Here is an 18,669-nt window from a genome sequence, read left to right on the forward strand (position 1 = left end):
AAAAGGAGGCAATATTAAATATGGTTCATATTCTACGCTAGATCAGCAGGGAAAGCTTTTATTTTGATTTTTACGATTGGGGCCCTTTGCCACGAAAACCTATGAGACAATTTAATGCAGAAAAGGACTCATAAAGTTAATCATTAAATGAGCTAAAAGCCTGATAGCTTTCCAATTTGAGTAGGGACTTTTTCATCTCAAGGCCATAAGCATAGCCAGTTAAGCTGCCATTTTTTCCTATCACTCTATGGCATGGAATGATAATAGCAATGGAGTTAGCCCCATTCGCAGCCCCAACGGCTCTCACGGCTTTAGGTCTGTTTATCTTGTTGGCAATATCGGCATAACTACAGGTACAGCCATAATCTAGCGCTAACAAGGCCTGCCACACCTCTCTTTGAAACTCGGTTCCCGTGGGCGCTAAAGACACTGAAAAGTGTTGTCGCTGACCTGCAAAATACTCTTTTAGCTCACATTCAGCTTGAGTTAAATAGATAAAGGCTTGTTGATTTAACTCTGTTAGTTCACTTGTCTCTAATTTGGCATTGACTAAGCTCAGATGTGATAAACCAAATTGATTCGCCCTAATATAAATCTCACCCACCTGAGTCGTTACCGTTTTAGCCATGATGGTTTCGGCGGAAATAGGCCATTCTTTATCGACATAGGCAAATACAGGGGCATCAGTTAATTGCTTCATGCTAAGTTCCATAATTGAAAAGTTAAATAGCTGCCCCAGGGAGACACTTGCTCGGTGAGCGTGTTGGTTAGCTCACTATAATCGAGTCGAATTGAGCAGTCGTCTGCTTGCTCATCCTGAGTAACGTTTTCTATGCCTTGTTGATACAGGCCTAATACCTTTTTCTTAACCACTAGATCGGAACACAATAGGACATCCGGGTCACTTAGGCCACGCATCTTGGCATAGGCAAGCGTCCAGGGACCTATACCTTTGATAGATAACCAGGTATCGACATAGCCATCAGGATTCTCACTCACAAATTTCCCTAATGCTTTTAGCGCCATTTTCCTCGCTCCAGGCATTTTGAGCTCATCGAGTGAGGCTTCAGCAATTGCTGTTGGCGTAGGAAAAAGGACAACTTGCTTACCTGAAATAGTCACATTCTCACCATAGGCTTTAACCAGAGTGTTTAACAGTTTAGTAGCTTGTATAATACTCACCTGCTGACCCAGTACAGCACGACAACCCGCTTCAAAAACAGACCAGGTGCCGGGTAACCTTAACCCACGGATCATATTGTGAGTCATAATAGCTGTCGAACCTAAAACAGTTTCAATCTTGTCCATATCTGCATCCAGATCTAACAGCCTACGGATCTGCATGGTAATATCTTTTAAACTAGCGAGGTGATCACTAGAGGCCAGATAAATATTGATCTTAAATCCATTTTTTTCTACTCGATGAATTGCCTCAAAATACCCTTTCGTTTCACCAAACTGGAAGCTTCTCCCATAACCATCCCCGCATACTTCCCACTCCATATTCGCGACCATACGCTGTCGATAAAATGCCATCTGACGAGTCCAGTTCAATGGCGGCCTATAGGTGAAAAACAGGGACAGCATCACACCATCTGTTATTAATTCAAGCTTGTCATTCCCCTTCCCAACCTCAGCACTTTTCTGATTCGTTTTTCTCAAGGCGGTAGGCGTGAGTTTTAACGTATGTTTAAATGACTCATTAAATCGCCTGACACTGTTAAACCCTGATGCAAACGCAATCTGAGTGACACTTAAATTCGTCTGATGCAGAAGCTGCTTAGCGAACATTAAATCACGAAATTGGGCATACTTTTTAGGAGACGTACCAAAGTTGTCACTAAAAAGCTGCCTGAGATAGCGGCTGGAAATGCCCAACCTGTCAGATAATACTTCAATGCCTACCCCATCACTTCCAGAAAGCACGCCCCCCTCTATCAGGGCAAGTGCCCGCTCTAACGTCGTGCGAGTACCTTTCCAAGCATTGGAATCAGGTGCGCTGTCGGGCCGGCAACGCAGACAAGGTCTTAGCCCTGCACTAGACGCACTGACAGCTGAATCAAAATAGCGAACATTCTCCTCCTTCGGCGCCACAGCAGGACAAATTGGCCGACAGAAGATACCGGTTGTAAGCACCCCGATAAAAAATTTCCCGTCGAAACGTGGATCACGGGACAACCTGGCTTTTCTACAAGATTCGTTGGATAACTGGGGCAAGACATTCGACATATTTGTGCTAACTATAAAAGGAAAACCTTAAAGGCACCTTACTGAATAAAAGCGGTACGAACTAGCGGAAAACGGAACTGAATACAAAAAAGGCAAAGTTAAGTCAAAGTGATCTATTTACGATATGCTAGCAACAGATATAATTAATTCATTATTATTGAGTAACAGATGTTTAAACGATTTGAGTCATGGGTTGACCCCCTCTCCTCAGCGGAACCCGAGCAGCCTCCTCAGGGGATATATGCTTTTTGCCGCCATTACACCAAAGGGTTCGAACGCCCGCTGATACTAATGTCCATCCTTACCGCCATTCTAGCCATATTAGAAGTCTCATTATTTGGCTTCATGGGCCAACTTGTCGACTTATTGATTGCTAATGATCCTGAGACCTTGTTTGAGAATGAAGGCCTCAAGCTGATCGGGATGACGGTGTTAGTCTTAGTGGTGATACCTTCATTAGTCTTATTACATGCACTGATAGTTTATCAAGGACTCCTTGGTAACTACCCTATGTCCATCAGGTGGTTAGCCCATAGGTATTTACTGAAACAAAGCGTTTCTTTTTATCAAAATGATTTTGCGGGTCGTATAGCCACTAAAGTGATGCAAACTTCGTTAGCAGTCAGGGAAACCGTAACGAAACTGTTGGATGTGCTTGTATACATCTTAGTTTACTTCACTTCTATGCTAGTTATGATCGCCAATGCAGATCTACGCTTAATGCTACCTATGTTGATCTGGTTAGGTTTGTATATCTGCCTTCAATTGAGGTTTTTACCTCAATTGAAGAAAGTTTCGACCGAACAGGCCGATGCGCGTTCAAATATGACTGGTCGCATAGTCGACAGCTATACCAATATCACCACCGTGAAGCTGTTTTCACACACTCAGAAAGAAGCCGAATACGCACAAGGCAGCATGAAGACGTTTCTAAATACCGTGTATCGGCAGATGAGACTCGTCACAGGTATCAATGTCAGTGTTCAAATCATCAACTACCTACTCGCATTTGCCATCGCAGCCGTGTCAATTTGGTTATGGACAACGAGTGCCATCACAGTCGGAGCGATCGCCATAGCCATCAGTCTCGCCTTAAGATTAAATGGTATGTCCCAGTGGATCATGTGGGAAATAAGTTCCTTGTTCGAAAATATAGGGACTGTTGCCGATGGTATGAACACCTTGTCTAAACCGACTGAGATACAAGATCTAAAAGACGCACCTAAGATCAGTGTCGAAAAAGGCGCCATCGACTTTACTGAAGTCAGCTTTCACTATGGTGAAAGTAGCGGTGTGATAGAACTACTGAACTTAAAGATAAAAGCAGGTGAAAAAGTCGGGCTAGTAGGTCGCTCTGGCGCTGGAAAGTCAACATTAGTCAACTTGCTGATGCGCTTCTATGATGTTGAAAAAGGGACAATCGAAATCGACAAACAGAACATCAAGCATGTTCAACAGGACTCTCTACGTGCCAACATAGGCATGGTCACGCAAGATACGTCATTGCTACACAGATCAATTCGTGAAAATATTCTCTATGGTAAACCCGATGCCAGCGATGAGGAGCTGATGAGTGCAATCAAGAGTGCACAGGCCTATGACTTTATCCACACCTTGACGGACCCAGAAGGTAATCTTGGATTAGATGCTCAAGTTGGTGAACGAGGTGTCAAACTTTCAGGCGGTCAGAGACAACGCATCGCCATTGCACGAGTGCTTCTCAAAAATGCACCTATCTTGCTACTTGATGAGGCGACTTCGGCATTAGACTCGGAAGTAGAAGCCGCGATACAAGAAAGCTTATACCAACTAATGGAAGGCAAGACAGTGATTGCCATTGCCCATAGGCTCTCTACCATAGCCGCTATGGATAGATTAATTGTCTTAGATGAAGGCAATATTGTTGAAGAAGGAACCCACCAAGAACTGATAAATAATGGCGGTATCTATGCTCAACTATGGGCACACCAGACTGGTGGCTTCTTAGGCCTAGATTAATAGCGAACGATAGTGAAAATAAGCCATCATTCAGATGGCTTATTTATGCTTTTCATTCCGTAAACTCTTGATTAACCTGAACTCGGGATAAGAAATTGAACTAATAGCCCTCTTTGTGATCAGATCTTTCGACCAAGATTAATCAATCACGCAGAGGGCATATGGATAATTTAGTGGATGTATTTTGTGATGTCGATGATTTTTGTTCTGTTTTTATTCCTCAATGGGAACAACAATGTCTAACTGATGGAACTCGCAAACGTAAACGCTCCAGTAGAATGGCTATGAGCGAAATAATGACAATAATCATAGCTTTCCATATATCTCATCATCGTGACTTTAAAAACTTCTACACCGGATATTTGGCTCGTTTCTTTAAATCCGAATTTCCCAACTTACTTAGCTACACCCGATTTCTTGAAGTGATGCCCAGCGCAATGGTCCCACTATGCAGTTACTTTTCCTCTCTAAAAAGCGAGCCTACAGGCATAGAGTTCGTTGATTCAACCAGCATTAAGGTCTGCCACAACTTACGAATTCCAAGGCACAAAACCTTATCAGGCTTAGCCAGTCGAGGAAAAGGTACCATGGGGTGGTTCTATGGATTCAAACTTCATCTCATTGTGAATCATCAAGGCGGTATTGTTGCGGCAAAAATAACACCTGCAAATGTACATGACACAAAACCGGTTAAAGAGATGGTAGTTGACTCAATGGACAAACTTTATGCAGATAAAGGGTATATCAGTAAAGCACTGGCCAGTGACTTATTAGAACGCGGGGTAACCATTATTAATAACGTGCGTAAGAACATGAAAGTAAAAGCGTTATCATTGTGGGATAGAGCGATGCTCTCTAGACATTTTATCATAGAGACAATTAACGACCAGTTAAAAAACATCTCTCAAATTGAGCATACAAGACATCGAAGTGTGCATGGTTTTATGCTTAATATGATTGGGTTTAGTGGCTTATCAACTCAAAGAGCGTAAGCCACAACTTAATATAATACCATTCCATCTTAACATTAAGTCATTATTGCCCAGTCCCTTCGGCATAGTGACACCACTCTTTTTGTATCACTAATGAAACAGTTCCAAGCAATCGAACAGGCATCCACTATATCCTCGTAACCTTTGAAACTGCGATTAGCAAGGTGATGTTGTCGTAACCAACTCCATACTTGTTCTATTGGGTTTAGCTCTGGTGAGTACGGAGGTAACTTGATGATACTTAGATTATTAAATTCATCCGCTATATCATCGGTATGCCAACCTGCACCATCCATCACAACAACAGCATGTCGACCAGCCTTTGTTCTTTGGGATATCAGTGATAGATGTTGACGCATAATGTCCTTACTTAGGTATGGCGTAATTATCGCTTCAGTCTCTCCTGTTTGTGGGCAAACAGCACCAAAGAAATGGACATATTCAAATTGCTGCTGACGCACAGCTCTTGGACGCGTCCCTTTTCTCGCCCACAAGCGTGTCGTACTATTTTGTTGACCAAATCGAGCCTCATCCTGAAACCAAATATCTACCCGTTCAAGCGCCACACTACCAGGGATGTTAAGGATCGTTTCCAGTTGGAACTTTTTTAAAAGCCATTTGGGCTTCAGGTGATTGCTTTGGATGCTTAGAACGACTAGTTATCCAGCTAAAACTTAACTGTTCCAGTAGTTTGTAAATCGCATTCGGGTGGTAGTCGACATTAAAGCGTAGCTGAATATATTTTAGGATAGCGTCACCTGTCAGTCTGCCTCCAGAGGAACTTATGCTTTGTTCTTCTATATATGCACTTAGTTGCTGCTTTTGGCTTGAGGTGAGGTAGCTATCACGGCCCTTATTCTTTTTGGCATCTAATCCTTTGGGGCCGCTCGCAAGATATTTTGCTACCCAGGCGTTAACACTGCCACGGGCTACTTTTAGTCTCTCGGCGACATCTGTTCGGCTATGCCCCTCTAGGAATAAGGCTACTGCCAGTAATCGGATCCGTTTACGCGGCTCTTTTTCTGCTCTAGATAAGATTAAAATCTCTTCAGCGGTATAGTTTTTCAAACGGAGATACGGGTTATTTGCGATACCTATATTAGATCACAACTCATTACTGATTGGTATAACAACGGCTGAATTCAACTCGATTGTAGTAATTCGTTAAACCGATCTGGGGTTGATTATCTAATGCCCAATCGTAGAAACTCTGATCATTAAGCGGGTTTAAAGTGCCTAGGATGAATAATACCAATCGGTATAAGAAAATGGTAAGGCTAGTGAAAAGGAGCGAGTAAAGATCAGATACAAAAAAACCACCTTTCAGTGGTTTAGATGTCTGCCCTAATCTATTCAGATAAAAGCAAGATATAGATGGTGGAGCCTAGCGGGATCGAACCGCTGACCTCAACACTGCCAGTGTTGCGCTCTCCCAGCTGAGCTAAGGCCCCATTTCATGCACTGGAATATAAGCATGAAACTTTGAAAATTGGTATCCCCAAGGGGATTCGAACCCCTGTTACCGCCGTGAAAGGGCGGTGTCCTAGGCCTCTAGACGATGGGGACCCGGACTTTTATTGTTTAGACTCTATAAATAAAGAGCTTATAGGCTAATACTCAAAGGCGTGAGTAAGAGCGGTACATGTCGATTCACTGGCTCGTTAAAGAGTGAGTCTTTTCACATTTAACCGAATAAACATCAGTTAAAAAGAAATGTGGTATCCCCAAGGGGATTCGAACCCCTGTTACCGCCGTGAAAGGGCGGTGTCCTAGGCCTCTAGACGATGGGGACCCGGACTTTTATTCTTTAAACTCTATAAATAAAGAGCTTATAGGCTAATACTCAAAGGCGTGAGTAAGAGCGGTACATTTTACCCAAACTGGGTGCCTTTCAAATCATTCAGGCAAAAAGCCAAATAACTGAAAGATTGGTATCCCCAAGGGGATTCGAACCCCTGTTACCGCCGTGAAAGGGCGGTGTCCTAGGCCTCTAGACGATGGGGACCCGGACTTTTATTGTTTAGACTCTATAAATAAAGAGCTTATAGGCTAATACTCAAAGGCGTGAATAAGAGCGGTACATTTTACCCAAACTGGGTGCCTTTCAAATCATTCAGGCAAAAAGCCAAATAACTGAAAAGATTGGTATCCCCAAGGGGATTCGAACCCCTGTTACCGCCGTGAAAGGGCGGTGTCCTAGGCCTCTAGACGATGGGGACCCGGACATTTATTCTTTAAACTCTATAAATAAAGAGTTGCCTATAAGTTTGAAGCCGAAGGCTATGGATTCAAACTTAACCTACTCAATCCTACTAGACTCTAGGGTAGGTTCTTATTGTTTAGACTCTATTAAGAAAAGAGTTCGTTAGATGGTGGAGCCTAGCGGGATCGAACCGCTGACCTCAACACTGCCAGTGTTGCGCTCTCCCAGCTGAGCTAAGGCCCCTCACTAACGATAAAACTACACTTTCGAGTGTGCTACTAAGCTTTTGCTTCGTTGTGTCTCAAGTGCGTGGCGCATTCTATGCAGCACACCCAAAAGTGTCAACTCGTTTTTTAGGAATTTATTCTATTTGCTACAAATTCAATCGCTTTGGAGATTCTTTGCTCGCAACGAGCCTTTCCAACCAAGAATAAGGTCAAATCAACAGCAGGAGACATCCCAGCTCCCGTGACGGCAACACGTAAAGGCATACCGACTTTACCCATTCCTACTTCTAATTCAGCAGCTGTATCTTCAATTGTTTGATGGATTCCTTCTAAGGTCCACTCATTTAACTCAGTCAATTTCTTTTGAACTAGTTGCAGAGGCTCCATAGCGACCCCTCTAAGGTGCTTTTTAGCCGCTGTTGCATCAAAGTCGTCAAAATCTTCAAAAAAGTAACGACTCGATGTCGCCATCTCCTTCAATGTTTTTGCACGTTCCGCTAAAGCAGTGACGACATCAGATAACACAGGACCATTACTGGTATCGATACTTTGATCTGTCATATGCCATTCTAATTGCTTAGCAACATATTCAGGAGCAAGCTCCTTTATATAGTGTTGGTTTAACCAGATCAGCTTTTCGGTATTAAATGCTGAAGCAGCCTTATTGATATCTTCAAGCTTAAAGAGTTGCTTCATCTCATCGAGAGAGAAGATTTCTTGATCGCCATGTGACCAACCTAAACGCACTAAATAGTTAAGCAGTGCTTCTGGCAAGTAACCATCATCACGATATTGCATGACACCAACAGCACCATGACGCTTAGAAAGCTTGGCACCATCATCACCTAAAATCATAGCTACGTGTGCATATTCAGGAATCGGAGCACCTAATGCTTTTAGAATGTTGATTTGACGAGGAGTGTTATTAATATGGTCTTCACCTCGAACGACACACGTAATCCCCATATCCCAATCATCAACTACGACACAGAAGTTATAAGTAGGCGTTCCCTCAGTACGAGCGATAATAAGATCATCTAGTTCTGAGTTAGCGATTTCAATTCGACCACGAACATGATCATCGAAAACTACACTGCCCTCAGTTGGATTTTTAAATCGGATAACAAAAGGCTCATCTGTATTACGCGGAGCCAGATCCCGACAACAACCATCGTACTTTTGACTCTCGCCATTAGCGGCCTGTTCTTCACGCATTTTCTCGATGCGCTCACGAGAACAGTAACATTTATAAGCACTGCCCTTATCTAACATCTGAGCAATAATTTCATTGTATCGGTCGAAACGTTTTGTCTGGTAATAAGGTCCCTGATCCCAATTAAGCCCTAGCCACTCCATTCCATCAAGAATTGCCTCGCATGCTTCCGGTGTTGAACGTTCAATGTCAGTATCTTCGATGCGAAGAACAAACTCACCGCTATTGGCACGAGCATATAGCCATGAATAAAGAGCAGTACGAGCACCACCAACATGTAAAAAACCGGTAGGGCTTGGAGCAAAACGCGTCTTAGTTGTCATAATGGACACTAACCTATATAGAAAAGTCTAAATTCTAGACTGTACCAATGAATGTGGCGCATATTCTAACAGCCAAATAGCCTTAGGGAAATTGCCAATGCTAAGAACCTTACCCGCACCTCGTTTAGATCGCCATTAACTCGCTCAGTGCTTTATTTGGACCTAGCACTACTAGCACCAAATATAGACTTTGGGTAAATGCACAATTGAGGAATTAGCTTAGCTATTTTCCATCATAAAAATAGCAGCATTCGATTCAATGAGTTTTCACTTCATCTCTATCAACACGAATATCTAACGTTCATCGTTTATCTAATTCCCCCCTTAGGCATTTAAAGCTCAACATAGACATGCTCAGTCTGTATTTGGGCTTATATATGAACACTCGAATCTTTATTTCTAGTTAGAAACGATCCAACAGCTATTGATTTGAATGATTTATCCTCATCTCAAGCCTGCTTTGGATAACAATGCACCAGTCAGTGTAAAATAACACCGGACACGCGTTTTTATCTAAAAAACCGTTGACACTAAATCGTTCCCCCCTATAATACGGCCCCACACAGCGAGGTCGATTAGCTCAGCTGGGAGAGCACCTCCCTTACAAGGAGGGGGTCACTGGTTCGAGCCCAGTATCGACCACCATATTTCTGTTTTTCTTGAAATACACTGTGTTATAAAGAAAGTCCCAGGTCGATTAGCTCAGCTGGGAGAGCACCTCCCTTACAAGGAGGGGGTCACTGGTTCGAGCCCAGTATCGACCACCATTTTCTTGGTTCAGACTAAGAAAATACACAGTAAAATTGAAAGTCCCAGGTCGATTAGCTCAGCTGGGAGAGCACCTCCCTTACAAGGAGGGGGTCACTGGTTCGAGCCCAGTATCGACCACCATTTCAATCCCCTAAGTAACAAACCACTTCAACATTATCTCAATTAATAAAATCATTTAGACTCTAACTCCATAGCAAACTTCGATGACCTTTATTTATCGAATAACGCAGCTAGTCGCTATAACATTTCCCAATATGAAAGTCATTACAGCCCCATTCTACCTGTGTTCAACTATTCTTCAGATATAACATAAATTGAGATCTATCCTATGGCAGATGTCAGTCAATCCGCCTCCCTGAGCAGCATAGCAGCTTACCTTAAGCTCACTCATGATTGTGATGAAGCAACTGCACTAGTTGAAGCGAAAGAAGTCATGCAAAATCTCGTGAGCATGAGACAGAAAGGGTTTATCACTGGTTGGTATTTCGATGAACATGGTCACTTGGAATTACTCCCGAGTGACGCTATCTCCAAACGAATTAATCCAGAAAAATAACGAGCGACAGTTCCTCCCCCAGATTAAGTAAACATTAAACTTTACTTAATCTATTTTTGGTGCAATAGTAAAATGACTTTCAGCAAAGAAGCTATCTATATGAGTCAATTTCAGGAAAGCCAGGCCCGTTTACAACCGATAACTTCGGACTCAAAAAATGAGAAACGAAACGGCAATAAAATCCTATCCATAACCCTATTGGTCACCTTGATCAGTGTTGCCGGCATAGCCCTACCCTATCCAATCTTGGCCCCGCTGTTTGCTGAAGGAACCTCACCACTGACCCAATTCTTAAATCTACCTTCTGAGCTGCTCTTAGGCATAGTATTAGGTATCTACCCACTAGGAATTATCATAGGGAGTAGCGTTATTGGTGCTATCTCAGATAATTACGGCCGTAAAAGATTACTGACTCTAACGCTATTGGGCAGCGCTGTAGGATATAGTTTAACGGCTATTGCCGCCGTTTCTGAGAACTTTCTACTTTTCTGTCTCGCCCGCTTACTCACAGGCTTATGTGAAGGCAATATCTCCATTGCCCGTGCAATTGCCGCCGACCTGCACCCCATCATAGACAAGACGCGTAGTTTTTCTCTAATAAGCTCTATGGGATATGGCGGCTACCTACTCGGCCCCTTAGCTGGGGGATACCTCATTATGGCTGGTATAGATATGGTATTTTGGGTGGCAGCACTCGCCTGCCTGATCTGCGCTCTAATCAGCCATTCTTTACTGCCTAAGAGCTTAAATAAACGCGACAAACATGCGGAAACAGGATCAAGCCTTTCTCTGTTATCTCAGCCAGATTTGAGGCGTTTCTTCCTGCTCTACCTTTTCTTGACCATGGGCGTCAATCTTTACTATGAGTATTATCCCCTACACTTGGTAAGAGAGTTTGGCTATCTTCCTGTCGATATCAGCTGGGCAACCGTATTTCTGACTACATGTATGATATTAACGAGTATTTTTATTAATCCCATCATACAAAAGAAGCTAGATCACCCTCATGCTGGCCTAATGGGAATACTCATTTTCGGCTCAGCCCTTGCCGCTTTACCCTTTATGGTCAGTCAGGCTTATCTGATCACATTTGCCTTAATGGGAGCCGGTATCGCCATTTACAACGGCTTTCTCCCCTCTTACCTTTCACATTCCTATGAGAACCGGGCTCAAGGCAAACTCATGGGTATGTTAGTAACCATTTTCTGTCTGGGTAACTTGCTCGCAGCCTTAATTGGCGGGTTGGTTTCTATGTTTGATGTGAAGTGGGCACTACTCTTGGGGTCATCAATTACCTTCACGGCAGGCATCATCTTCTATCATGGACACTTTAAGGCAAAGATTTGGCCTTTTGTTGAAAAGCAAGCATAACTCCTCCCTAAACATCTATCTCTAACACAAACTAATGGGTGGCCTACCACCCATTAGTTACTTGATTTTGTGCAGTTCATCACACATATAAAACTCTCATCCCCCAAAGCGAAACCTATAACACCTTGATAACCTGTTGATTACCGAACCGCTTCATTGTTGGCGTATACCTTGCAATTCATTATATGAAACTTCTCAGGGAAACTGAGCCGTATCCCACCAATAAAATGAAATTAAAGGGAAAACAGATGACAATCAAGATACCAAGTCAGTCAAGCACCAAACTACAACCACTAAAAATACTCTCTAGCCTGATCACAGTCGCGGGCCTGCTAGTGAGTAGCATTAATGCTCTGGCGGCCCCCGTAGAGATAAAGTTCTCTCACGTGGTGGCAGAAAATACCCCAAAAGGTCAAATGGCACTCAAGTTCAAGGAGCTGGTTGAACAAAGATTACCCGGTGAATACCAGGTAAATGTCTTCCCTAACTCTCAACTATTTGGCGACAATAACGAAATATCAGCCCTGCTACTGGATGATATTCAGTTTGTTGCTCCCTCTCTGTCTAAATTCGAGCGATATACCAAAAAACTACAGATCTTCGATCTGCCCTTTCTGTTTGAAAATATGGATTCAGTTGACCGCTTCCAGCAGAGTGATTCGGGCCTGAAACTGCTTAATGCCATGAAGCGAAAGGGCATAGTGGGATTAGGATACTTACATAATGGCATGAAACAATTCTCAGCCAGCAGCCCACTGGTAGTCCCATCGGATGCCAATGGCAAGAAATTTAGGATCATGGCATCAGATGTATTAGCCGCACAATTTCAAATTTTAAACGCCATTCCGGTGAAAAAACCCTTCTCGGAAGTATTTACCTTGCTGCAAACACGTGCAATTGATGGACAAGAGAATACTTGGTCTAACATCTACTCTAAAAAATTCTATGAGGTTCAAGGGTATATCACAGAAAGCAACCATGGAGTTCTCGACTACATGGTGGTCACCTCTGACAGCTTCTGGAAAAGCTTACCCAATGACAAGCGTGAAATTATCAAGTCTTCACTCGATGAAGCGATAGCCTTTGGTAACAAAATTGCCGCGGCGAAAGTCAAAAAAGACAGGGAGGCTATTATCACCTCTAAACGTTCCGACGTTATCGAATTAACCCCTCAGCAGAGAAGTCTTTGGGTAGAATCCATGAAGCCAGTTTGGGCCCAATTTGAGGCTAAAATTGGTAAAGACCTGATCCAAGCAGCCATCGAGTCAAACCGACAATAGTTCGAACAAGCTGTAAATGAAAACAAAAATAAAATGAATGAAGGCGGCTCTATGCGAATCTATCACCAGAGCCGCGCTATAACATTTTGGGAGCAAGGCTGTAATGAATCGTTTATTTTCTCATTTTGAGGAGGGATTTCTAAATCTGTTAATCACTTCGATGACTCTACTGGTGTTTATTGAGGTGATAGCACGTTTTTTCTTCAACACCGGGTTTCTGTGGATACAGGAGCTAACACTCACTATCTGTGCCTGGTTTGTCCTCTTTGGCATGTCATATGGCGTAAAAGTAGGTGCCCACATAGGTGTAGATGCTTTCGTGACTAAGCTTCCCAAGGGAGGAAGAAAACTAGCCGGCTTGATTGCCACCACCATATGTCTTATTTACTGCATCATGTTTCTTAAAGGCAGCTGGGATTACCTACTTAAAATGTATGAAGTTGGGATCCCCATGGAAGACCTTAACTTGCCTAGCCTACTCATCCAAAACCTAGACCCGGACTTCGCTTGGGACACCTTACGCATAGACATAGAAGAGCCTGCCGTGCCTCTGTGGCTATCCCAAAGTATTTTAATATTGGGTTTCGGATTACTTTTTTTGCGTTTTAGTGAACTCTTTATCGCCATTGCAACAAACAAGGCCGATGGTTTTACCTTAGCTGATGAGGCCGAAGATAGCATGCACCTTGCAGACACGGTCAAGGAGGCGCTAGGGCTAGATCAAGACAAACAAGATAAGCCTCTAAATCCTAATAATAAGGATGAAAAATAATGACCATAGCAACCCTATTCATCACCTTGCTCATCTGTATGATGTTGGGCATGCCTATTGCTATCGCACTTGGCTTTTCCAGCATGTTAACCATATTACTTTTCTCTGACGATTCATTGGCTTCGGTAGCATTGAAACTCTATGAATCCACATCAGAACATTATACCTTACTCGCTATCCCCTTCTTCATTCTGTCATCGGCCTTTCTATCAACTGGTGGCGTTGCTAGACGGATCATCGACTTTGCCATGGACAGTGTAGGTCATATACGTGGCGGCTTAGCTATGGCCTCAGTCATGGCTTGTATGTTGTTTGCCGCCGTCTCAGGTTCTTCACCAGCAACCGTTGCCGCCATCGGCTCTATCGTTATCGTCGGTATGGTTCGCGCTGGCTACCCAGAGAAATTTGCCGCAGGGGTTATCACCACATCGGGCACCTTAGGGATACTCATTCCCCCCTCTATCGTCATGTTGGTCTATTCTGCTGCTACCGAGGTCTCTGCTGCTCGAATGTTTATGGCAGGTCTTATTCCAGGTCTGATGATGGGACTGTTACTCATGCTGGCCATCTACATCGTTGCCAGAGTCAAAAAATTACCTTCCAGACCCTTTCCGGGTATAGGGACCTTGGCATTATCTGGTTCTAAGGCCATGGGGGGATTAGCACTCATCATCATCGTACTTGGCTCTATTTACGGCGGTGTAGCAAGCCCGACCGAAGCCGCTGCAGTGGCCTGTGTTTACGCCTATTTTATCGCAGTGTTTGGATATAGAGACATAGGACCGTTGAAAAATGTGGCCTGGAAGAATAACCGGGAATCGATACTGGCCGCGGCGCTGCGAAATATTGGTCATATGCTACTTGCAGTGTTCAAAACACCTGGAGACTCGGAGATCCATCAGGTGGTCAGAGACGGTGCTAAGGTCAGTATCATGCTACTATTCATCATTGCCAATGCGATGTTATTTGCCCATGTGCTGACCACTGAACGTATCCCTCACATCATTGCAGAAGCAATAATAGGCATGGGACTACCGCCCTGGGGGTTTCTGATCATAGTGAACTTACTCCTGCTCGCTGCGGGTAACTTCATGGAGCCGTCGGCCATCTTACTTATCATGGCACCCATCTTGTTCCCTATTGCCACCCAACTCGGCATAGATCCCATTCATTTAGGCATCATCATGGTGGTCAATATGGAGATAGGCATGCTCACCCCTCCGGTTGGACTCAATTTGTTTGTGACAGCTGGAATAACCGGGAAAAGCATGGGATGGGTCATTCAGTCTTGTGCACCTTGGTTGCTGCTTCTGCTCTTCTTCCTGATGTTGATCACCTATGTGCCACAGATCTCTCTCTTCCTGCCGGAGTACATAGATAAACTCAATGGCTATTAAGAAGCTAAAAGTCATTTATTTTTGAATTTATTAAAGGTTTAAAGCGAGTCTCACCGAGAGTATAGTTAATGAGCAAAATTAAAAAGCTGACTCGGTCAGACTCGCTATGTTTTCACTAGGATGTGTATAGCTCTATGTCGTTTTCACTAAGAACAAAAAAAAATATTCTGCTCGCTATCATGCTCCTCGGCGGACTTGCCATCACATTAAAGGCTACCCATTGGTTCTATTTAGAACAAGGTTATCAGGACACTGCCGAGCGTTCTAAACAACAAATGACCGAATTGGTCAACTTTCTCGATGGCTCACTTTCCCGCTATGAAAGTATTCCTCATGTACTGTCAACTAACCCTTTATTAAGGAATGCCTTATTAAATCAACAAGACGGTAAGAGCATACAAAGTCTTAACCTGTATTTAGAAGAAATCAAGCACATTACCGAGTCGCTGGATATCTATCTTGTCGATGCATCAGGCGTTTCAATAGCCGCTAGTAATTGGCAGAAAAGTTATTCATTTATTGGCCAAGACTTCTCCTTCAGGCCTTACTATCAGCAAGCCATTTCCGGTCAACTTGGCAGATACTATGCGGTAGGAACCACTTCGAACAAACGCGGTTTTTATTTTTCCTACCCAATCTATGAGCAACTGGACATCTTAGGAGTTATCGTCGTTAAGCTCGATATCACAGAAATAGAACAACAAAGCACGGGGATCGCGCGAGCCGGTGGTTATGAGTTTGCCATAACCGATCCGGATAATATTATTTTTCTCTCCAGCATAAATCACTGGCGCTTACGTTCATTGACCCCCCTGGATCAATCGAGACAATATGCTATCCATGCCTCAAAACGCTATGCCAGCAGAGTCATTAACGAGTTAACTCTCAGTCCGTCTTACGATGCAAGCGCCACCGATGAGCACAACCTTTATGCTTTTAGCTCGCTTAAAGGCCAATTTGATTATATGGAGACTCATAAAGCCATGGTTAAAGCTGGCTGGAGCGTGCATATCATGGCGCCATTAACCACCATATATCAGTCACTTCCCCTGTTGATGACCCTCTATGGTTCACTCTACCTTCTGCTCGCTTTAGCAGCGCTGTTCGGCTACGAGAGGCGTAAAAATCTATTCAGGATCCAACAAGCTAACGATCTGTTGGAGCAAAGAGTACTGGCCAGAACTCAAGATTTGCAAGCCAGTAATCTGAAACTCAGTGAAACCCAGGATGAGTTAATCCAGGCCGCTAAACTCACTGTTATAGGTAACCTATCGGCGAGCATCAATCACGAAATAAACCAACCCCTCGCAGCGATCAAAAGTTATGCACAAAACACTAAAACCATGATCTCAAGAAACCAGACTAAGATGGTGGCAGACAACATCAATACCATCATATCTCTCACCGACAGGCTCGCCGTTATCGTGGGCCAATTTAAGAGTTTCACCCGTAAGAGCCAGTCCAGAGACAGTGCTACTGATATCAACCTGTGTGTTCAAGATGCACTTACCATCATAAAACCAGAGATAGACAAGCAAGGAGTTGAACTCCTCTATCAACCCGATGAAATAAGCGGTGAAGTCTGGGCTGACAACGTTAGGTTACAACAGGTGCTGGTAAACTTAATGAGCAATGCTATCGTCGCCATGCAGCGCAGTGTACCTAAACGACTCAGCTTAACCTTGACGCTTGAAAATCAGCTATGCATCAAGATTCAAGACACTGGTTCTGGGATACAAGAAAGCCAGATGGAGAAGATTTTTGAACCCTTCTTTACCACGAGTGATCGCCAGGGTCTTGGGCTAGGCCTGTCCATATCTAGACGAATAATCGACTCAATGCAAGGCAGTATCAGGGTCTCCAATGCACAAACCGGTGGTGCAATTTTCGAAATCACCCTGCCAGTTTATAACAGCAGCAGAGCAGACCCAGATGAATAATATGGAGACTCATTCAATGAGCAAGAATATCCGAACTAACTTTAGCAACTTCAGCGTTATTGTTGTCGACGACGAGCCCTATATAGCCTCCGCTCTGGTACAACTTTTTGAGTTGGAAGGTATCTCTGCAATGGCAAGCAGCGACCCAAAATCGATACTCAATGACATCGAATATGACTGGCCTGGAGTGCTCATCAGTGATGTGAACATGCCGACACTGGACGGCATATCTCTTATGCAAAGCCTTATCGCAAAAGATAATGCCCTTCCCATCATTCTCCTCACAGGTTTCGGTGATATCGCCATGGCCGTCTCAGCATTAAAGCAAGGCGCCTATGATTTTCTTGAAAAACCCTTTAACAATGAACATATTCTGGATGTGGTAAAGCGTGCTCTGGAAAAGAGAAATTTAACTTTAGAGAACCGAAAGCTGAAACGAGAACTGGAATCTCATAGCCTTCCGGGGCCGAGAATTTTAGGCTATAGCCCGGGGATCAAGCAGATGTTGCATACATTACACCAAGTTATTGATATGCCCGCAGATGTGTTAATAGAGGGGGAAACCGGAACGGGAAAAGAACTGGTTGCAAGATATTTGCATGATCACAGTATCCGCCATAAAGCTAATTTTGTGGCCATCAATTGCGGCGCTATCCCAGAAACTATCATAGAGAGCGAACTATTTGGCGCTCAATCCGGGGCCTTCACTGGTGCCGACAAGACCCGTATAGGTAAATTTGAATATGCCAACGGCGGCACTCTATTTCTCGATGAGATAGAGAGTACCCCCATGTCACTGCAGATAAAGCTTTTACGTGTCTTAGAGGATAGGAAAATTGAACGATTAGGTTCAAACAAGAGTATAGCGCTAGACATCAGGGTGATAGCCGCCACTAAGGTTGATCTTAACGCCTTATGCAAAACGGGTGAATTCAGGCAAGATCTTCTCTATCGACTGAATCTAGTCACAGTACCCATTCCAGCCCTCCGAGAGAGACGGGAGGACATCCCCCTGCTCTTTCTTCATTTTTCCCGCGTCGCCTCGTCACGATACCACAAGGCTCTTATCGCACTGGATCCAGTGCAAACTGCGCAACTCTCCTCTCACGATTGGCCCGGTAATGTTAGAGAGCTGAGAAATCTTGCCGAGCGCTACGTACTGTTGGGTGGTGAAGCCGCCTTCGCCTCCGCCACAAATACCTCAACTAAGCTCAATGGTGCCATGTCATTACAGCAAAGAGTCGAATTTTTCGAGCGCCTCTTGATAGAGGAGGCCCTGAGCCACAATAAAGGCAGTATCAAGCTCACCATGGAGCAACTGGATCTCCCCCGTAAAACCTTGTATGACAAGATGCAAAAATACAGTCTGGATAGGAAGCACTTTATCCAGCAATAAA

Annotated in this window: 12 protein-coding genes, 9 tRNA genes and 1 pseudogene; 12 read left to right on the top strand and 10 right to left on the bottom strand. The window is 43.8% G+C overall.

Going from position 1 to position 18,669, the window contains the following annotated elements; translation table 11 throughout:
- Positions 1-136 precede the first annotated feature (136 nt).
- A complete protein-coding gene (locus sps_RS17925; RefSeq protein ID WP_418346671.1) occupies positions 137-700 on the bottom strand; it encodes a methylated-DNA--[protein]-cysteine S-methyltransferase in 564 nt (187 codons plus the stop codon).
- Positions 697-2,229 (bottom strand): DNA-3-methyladenine glycosylase 2 family protein, encoded by a 1,533-nt coding sequence (locus tag sps_RS17930; RefSeq protein ID WP_077753763.1) that lies wholly within the window; start codon positions 2,227-2,229, stop codon positions 697-699. Before sps_RS17930 ends, sps_RS17925 begins: the two co-directional genes overlap by 4 nt.
- A gap of 168 nt (positions 2,230-2,397) precedes the next feature.
- Here sps_RS17930 and sps_RS17935 point away from each other — a divergent pair, with 168 nt between their 5' ends.
- Together sps_RS17935 and sps_RS17940 are read left to right on the top strand one after the other, a co-directional pair.
- Complete coding sequence (locus tag sps_RS17935; RefSeq protein WP_077753764.1) at positions 2,398-4,227, top strand: ABC transporter ATP-binding protein; 1,830 nt, start codon at positions 2,398-2,400, stop codon at positions 4,225-4,227.
- 161 nt (positions 4,228-4,388) lie between these two features.
- A pseudogene (locus sps_RS17940) lies at positions 4,389-5,313 on the top strand (IS982 family transposase).
- On the opposite strand, the gene sps_RS17945 reads toward sps_RS17940, so the two are convergent.
- The 8 genes from sps_RS17945 to gltX all read right to left on the bottom strand — a co-directional run bounded on the left by sps_RS17945 (position 5,255) and on the right by gltX (position 9,185).
- Positions 5,255-6,287 (bottom strand): IS630 family transposase gene (locus tag sps_RS17945; RefSeq protein WP_169915688.1). Its coding sequence is split into 2 segments (ribosomal slippage): positions 5,255-5,822 and positions 5,821-6,287, totalling 1,035 coding nucleotides; the frame shifts between segments, so codons are not numbered across the junction. The pseudogene sps_RS17940 and the gene sps_RS17945 overlap by 59 nt on opposite strands.
- Positions 6,288-6,594: 307 nt before the next feature.
- Positions 6,595-6,670 (bottom strand) — tRNA-Ala (locus sps_RS17950).
- 39 nt (positions 6,671-6,709) lie between these two features.
- Positions 6,710-6,785 (bottom strand) — tRNA-Glu (locus sps_RS17955).
- Between the two features lie 150 nt (positions 6,786-6,935).
- A tRNA-Glu gene (locus sps_RS17960) sits at positions 6,936-7,011 on the bottom strand.
- A 137-nt stretch (positions 7,012-7,148) separates the two neighbouring features.
- A tRNA-Glu gene (locus sps_RS17965) sits at positions 7,149-7,224 on the bottom strand.
- 138 nt (positions 7,225-7,362) lie between these two features.
- Positions 7,363-7,438 (bottom strand) — tRNA-Glu (locus sps_RS17970).
- 151 nt (positions 7,439-7,589) lie between these two features.
- Positions 7,590-7,665, bottom strand: a tRNA-Ala gene (locus tag sps_RS17975).
- Between the two features lie 110 nt (positions 7,666-7,775).
- Complete coding sequence (gltX, locus tag sps_RS17980) at positions 7,776-9,185, bottom strand: glutamate--tRNA ligase (protein WP_077753765.1); 1,410 nt, start codon at positions 9,183-9,185, stop codon at positions 7,776-7,778.
- A gap of 569 nt (positions 9,186-9,754) precedes the next feature.
- Here gltX and sps_RS17985 point away from each other — a divergent pair.
- The 10 genes from sps_RS17985 (at position 9,755) to sps_RS18030 (ending at position 18,668) form a co-directional block, all read left to right on the top strand.
- Positions 9,755-9,830, top strand: a tRNA-Val gene (locus tag sps_RS17985).
- A 46-nt stretch (positions 9,831-9,876) separates the two neighbouring features.
- Positions 9,877-9,952, top strand: a tRNA-Val gene (locus sps_RS17990).
- A 48-nt stretch (positions 9,953-10,000) separates the two neighbouring features.
- Positions 10,001-10,076, top strand: a tRNA-Val gene (locus sps_RS17995).
- A 208-nt stretch (positions 10,077-10,284) separates the two neighbouring features.
- Complete coding sequence (locus sps_RS18000) at positions 10,285-10,512, top strand: hypothetical protein (RefSeq protein WP_077753766.1); 228 nt, start codon at positions 10,285-10,287, stop codon at positions 10,510-10,512.
- 99 nt (positions 10,513-10,611) lie between these two features.
- On the top strand, positions 10,612-11,883 hold the full coding sequence (locus sps_RS18005; RefSeq protein WP_077755752.1) for an MFS transporter: 1,272 nt from the start codon (positions 10,612-10,614) through the stop codon (positions 11,881-11,883).
- Between the two features lie 248 nt (positions 11,884-12,131).
- Positions 12,132-13,163: a TRAP transporter substrate-binding protein gene (locus sps_RS18010; protein ID WP_077753767.1), complete on the top strand. Its 1,032-nt coding sequence runs from the start codon at positions 12,132-12,134 to the stop codon at positions 13,161-13,163.
- A 103-nt stretch (positions 13,164-13,266) separates the two neighbouring features.
- The gene (locus sps_RS18015) at positions 13,267-13,935 is read left to right on the top strand and encodes a TRAP transporter small permease (protein WP_077753768.1); all 669 of its coding nucleotides are present in this window, start codon (positions 13,267-13,269) and stop codon (positions 13,933-13,935) included.
- The gene (locus sps_RS18020) at positions 13,935-15,332 is read left to right on the top strand and encodes a TRAP transporter large permease (RefSeq protein WP_077753769.1); all 1,398 of its coding nucleotides are present in this window, start codon (positions 13,935-13,937) and stop codon (positions 15,330-15,332) included. Before sps_RS18015 ends, sps_RS18020 begins: the two co-directional genes overlap by 1 nt.
- Before the next feature lie 134 nt (positions 15,333-15,466).
- Positions 15,467-17,272, top strand: coding sequence for a sensor histidine kinase (locus sps_RS18025; protein ID WP_077753770.1), 1,806 nt, complete (start codon positions 15,467-15,469; stop codon positions 17,270-17,272).
- A gap of 16 nt (positions 17,273-17,288) precedes the next feature.
- Complete coding sequence (locus tag sps_RS18030) at positions 17,289-18,668, top strand: sigma-54-dependent transcriptional regulator (protein WP_077753771.1); 1,380 nt, start codon at positions 17,289-17,291, stop codon at positions 18,666-18,668.
- Position 18,669: the final 1 nt, after the last annotated feature.

This window comes from Shewanella psychrophila (assembly GCF_002005305.1).
In the GTDB taxonomy this organism is placed as follows: Bacteria; Pseudomonadota; Gammaproteobacteria; order Enterobacterales; family Shewanellaceae; genus Shewanella; species Shewanella psychrophila.

What these genes read in the sequence shown, in the direction of transcription:
- sps_RS17925 (WP_418346671.1), bottom strand. Translation starts at nt 700, where the DNA reads ATGAAGCAATTAACTGATGCCCCTGTATTTGCCTATGTCGATAAAGAA.
- sps_RS18030 (WP_077753771.1), top strand. Translation starts at nt 17,289, where the DNA reads ATGAGCAAGAATATCCGAACTAACTTTAGCAACTTCAGCGTTATTGTT.
- gltX (WP_077753765.1), bottom strand. Translation starts at nt 9,185, where the DNA reads ATGACAACTAAGACGCGTTTTGCTCCAAGCCCTACCGGTTTTTTACAT.
- sps_RS18025 (WP_077753770.1), top strand. Translation starts at nt 15,467, where the DNA reads ATGTCGTTTTCACTAAGAACAAAAAAAAATATTCTGCTCGCTATCATG.
- sps_RS18020 (WP_077753769.1), top strand. Translation starts at nt 13,935, where the DNA reads ATGACCATAGCAACCCTATTCATCACCTTGCTCATCTGTATGATGTTG.
- sps_RS18000 (WP_077753766.1), top strand. Translation starts at nt 10,285, where the DNA reads ATGGCAGATGTCAGTCAATCCGCCTCCCTGAGCAGCATAGCAGCTTAC.
- sps_RS17935 (WP_077753764.1), top strand. Translation starts at nt 2,398, where the DNA reads ATGTTTAAACGATTTGAGTCATGGGTTGACCCCCTCTCCTCAGCGGAA.
- sps_RS18010 (WP_077753767.1), top strand. Translation starts at nt 12,132, where the DNA reads ATGACAATCAAGATACCAAGTCAGTCAAGCACCAAACTACAACCACTA.
- sps_RS18015 (WP_077753768.1), top strand. Translation starts at nt 13,267, where the DNA reads ATGAATCGTTTATTTTCTCATTTTGAGGAGGGATTTCTAAATCTGTTA.
- sps_RS18005 (WP_077755752.1), top strand. Translation starts at nt 10,612, where the DNA reads ATGAGTCAATTTCAGGAAAGCCAGGCCCGTTTACAACCGATAACTTCG.
- sps_RS17930 (WP_077753763.1), bottom strand. Translation starts at nt 2,229, where the DNA reads ATGTCGAATGTCTTGCCCCAGTTATCCAACGAATCTTGTAGAAAAGCC.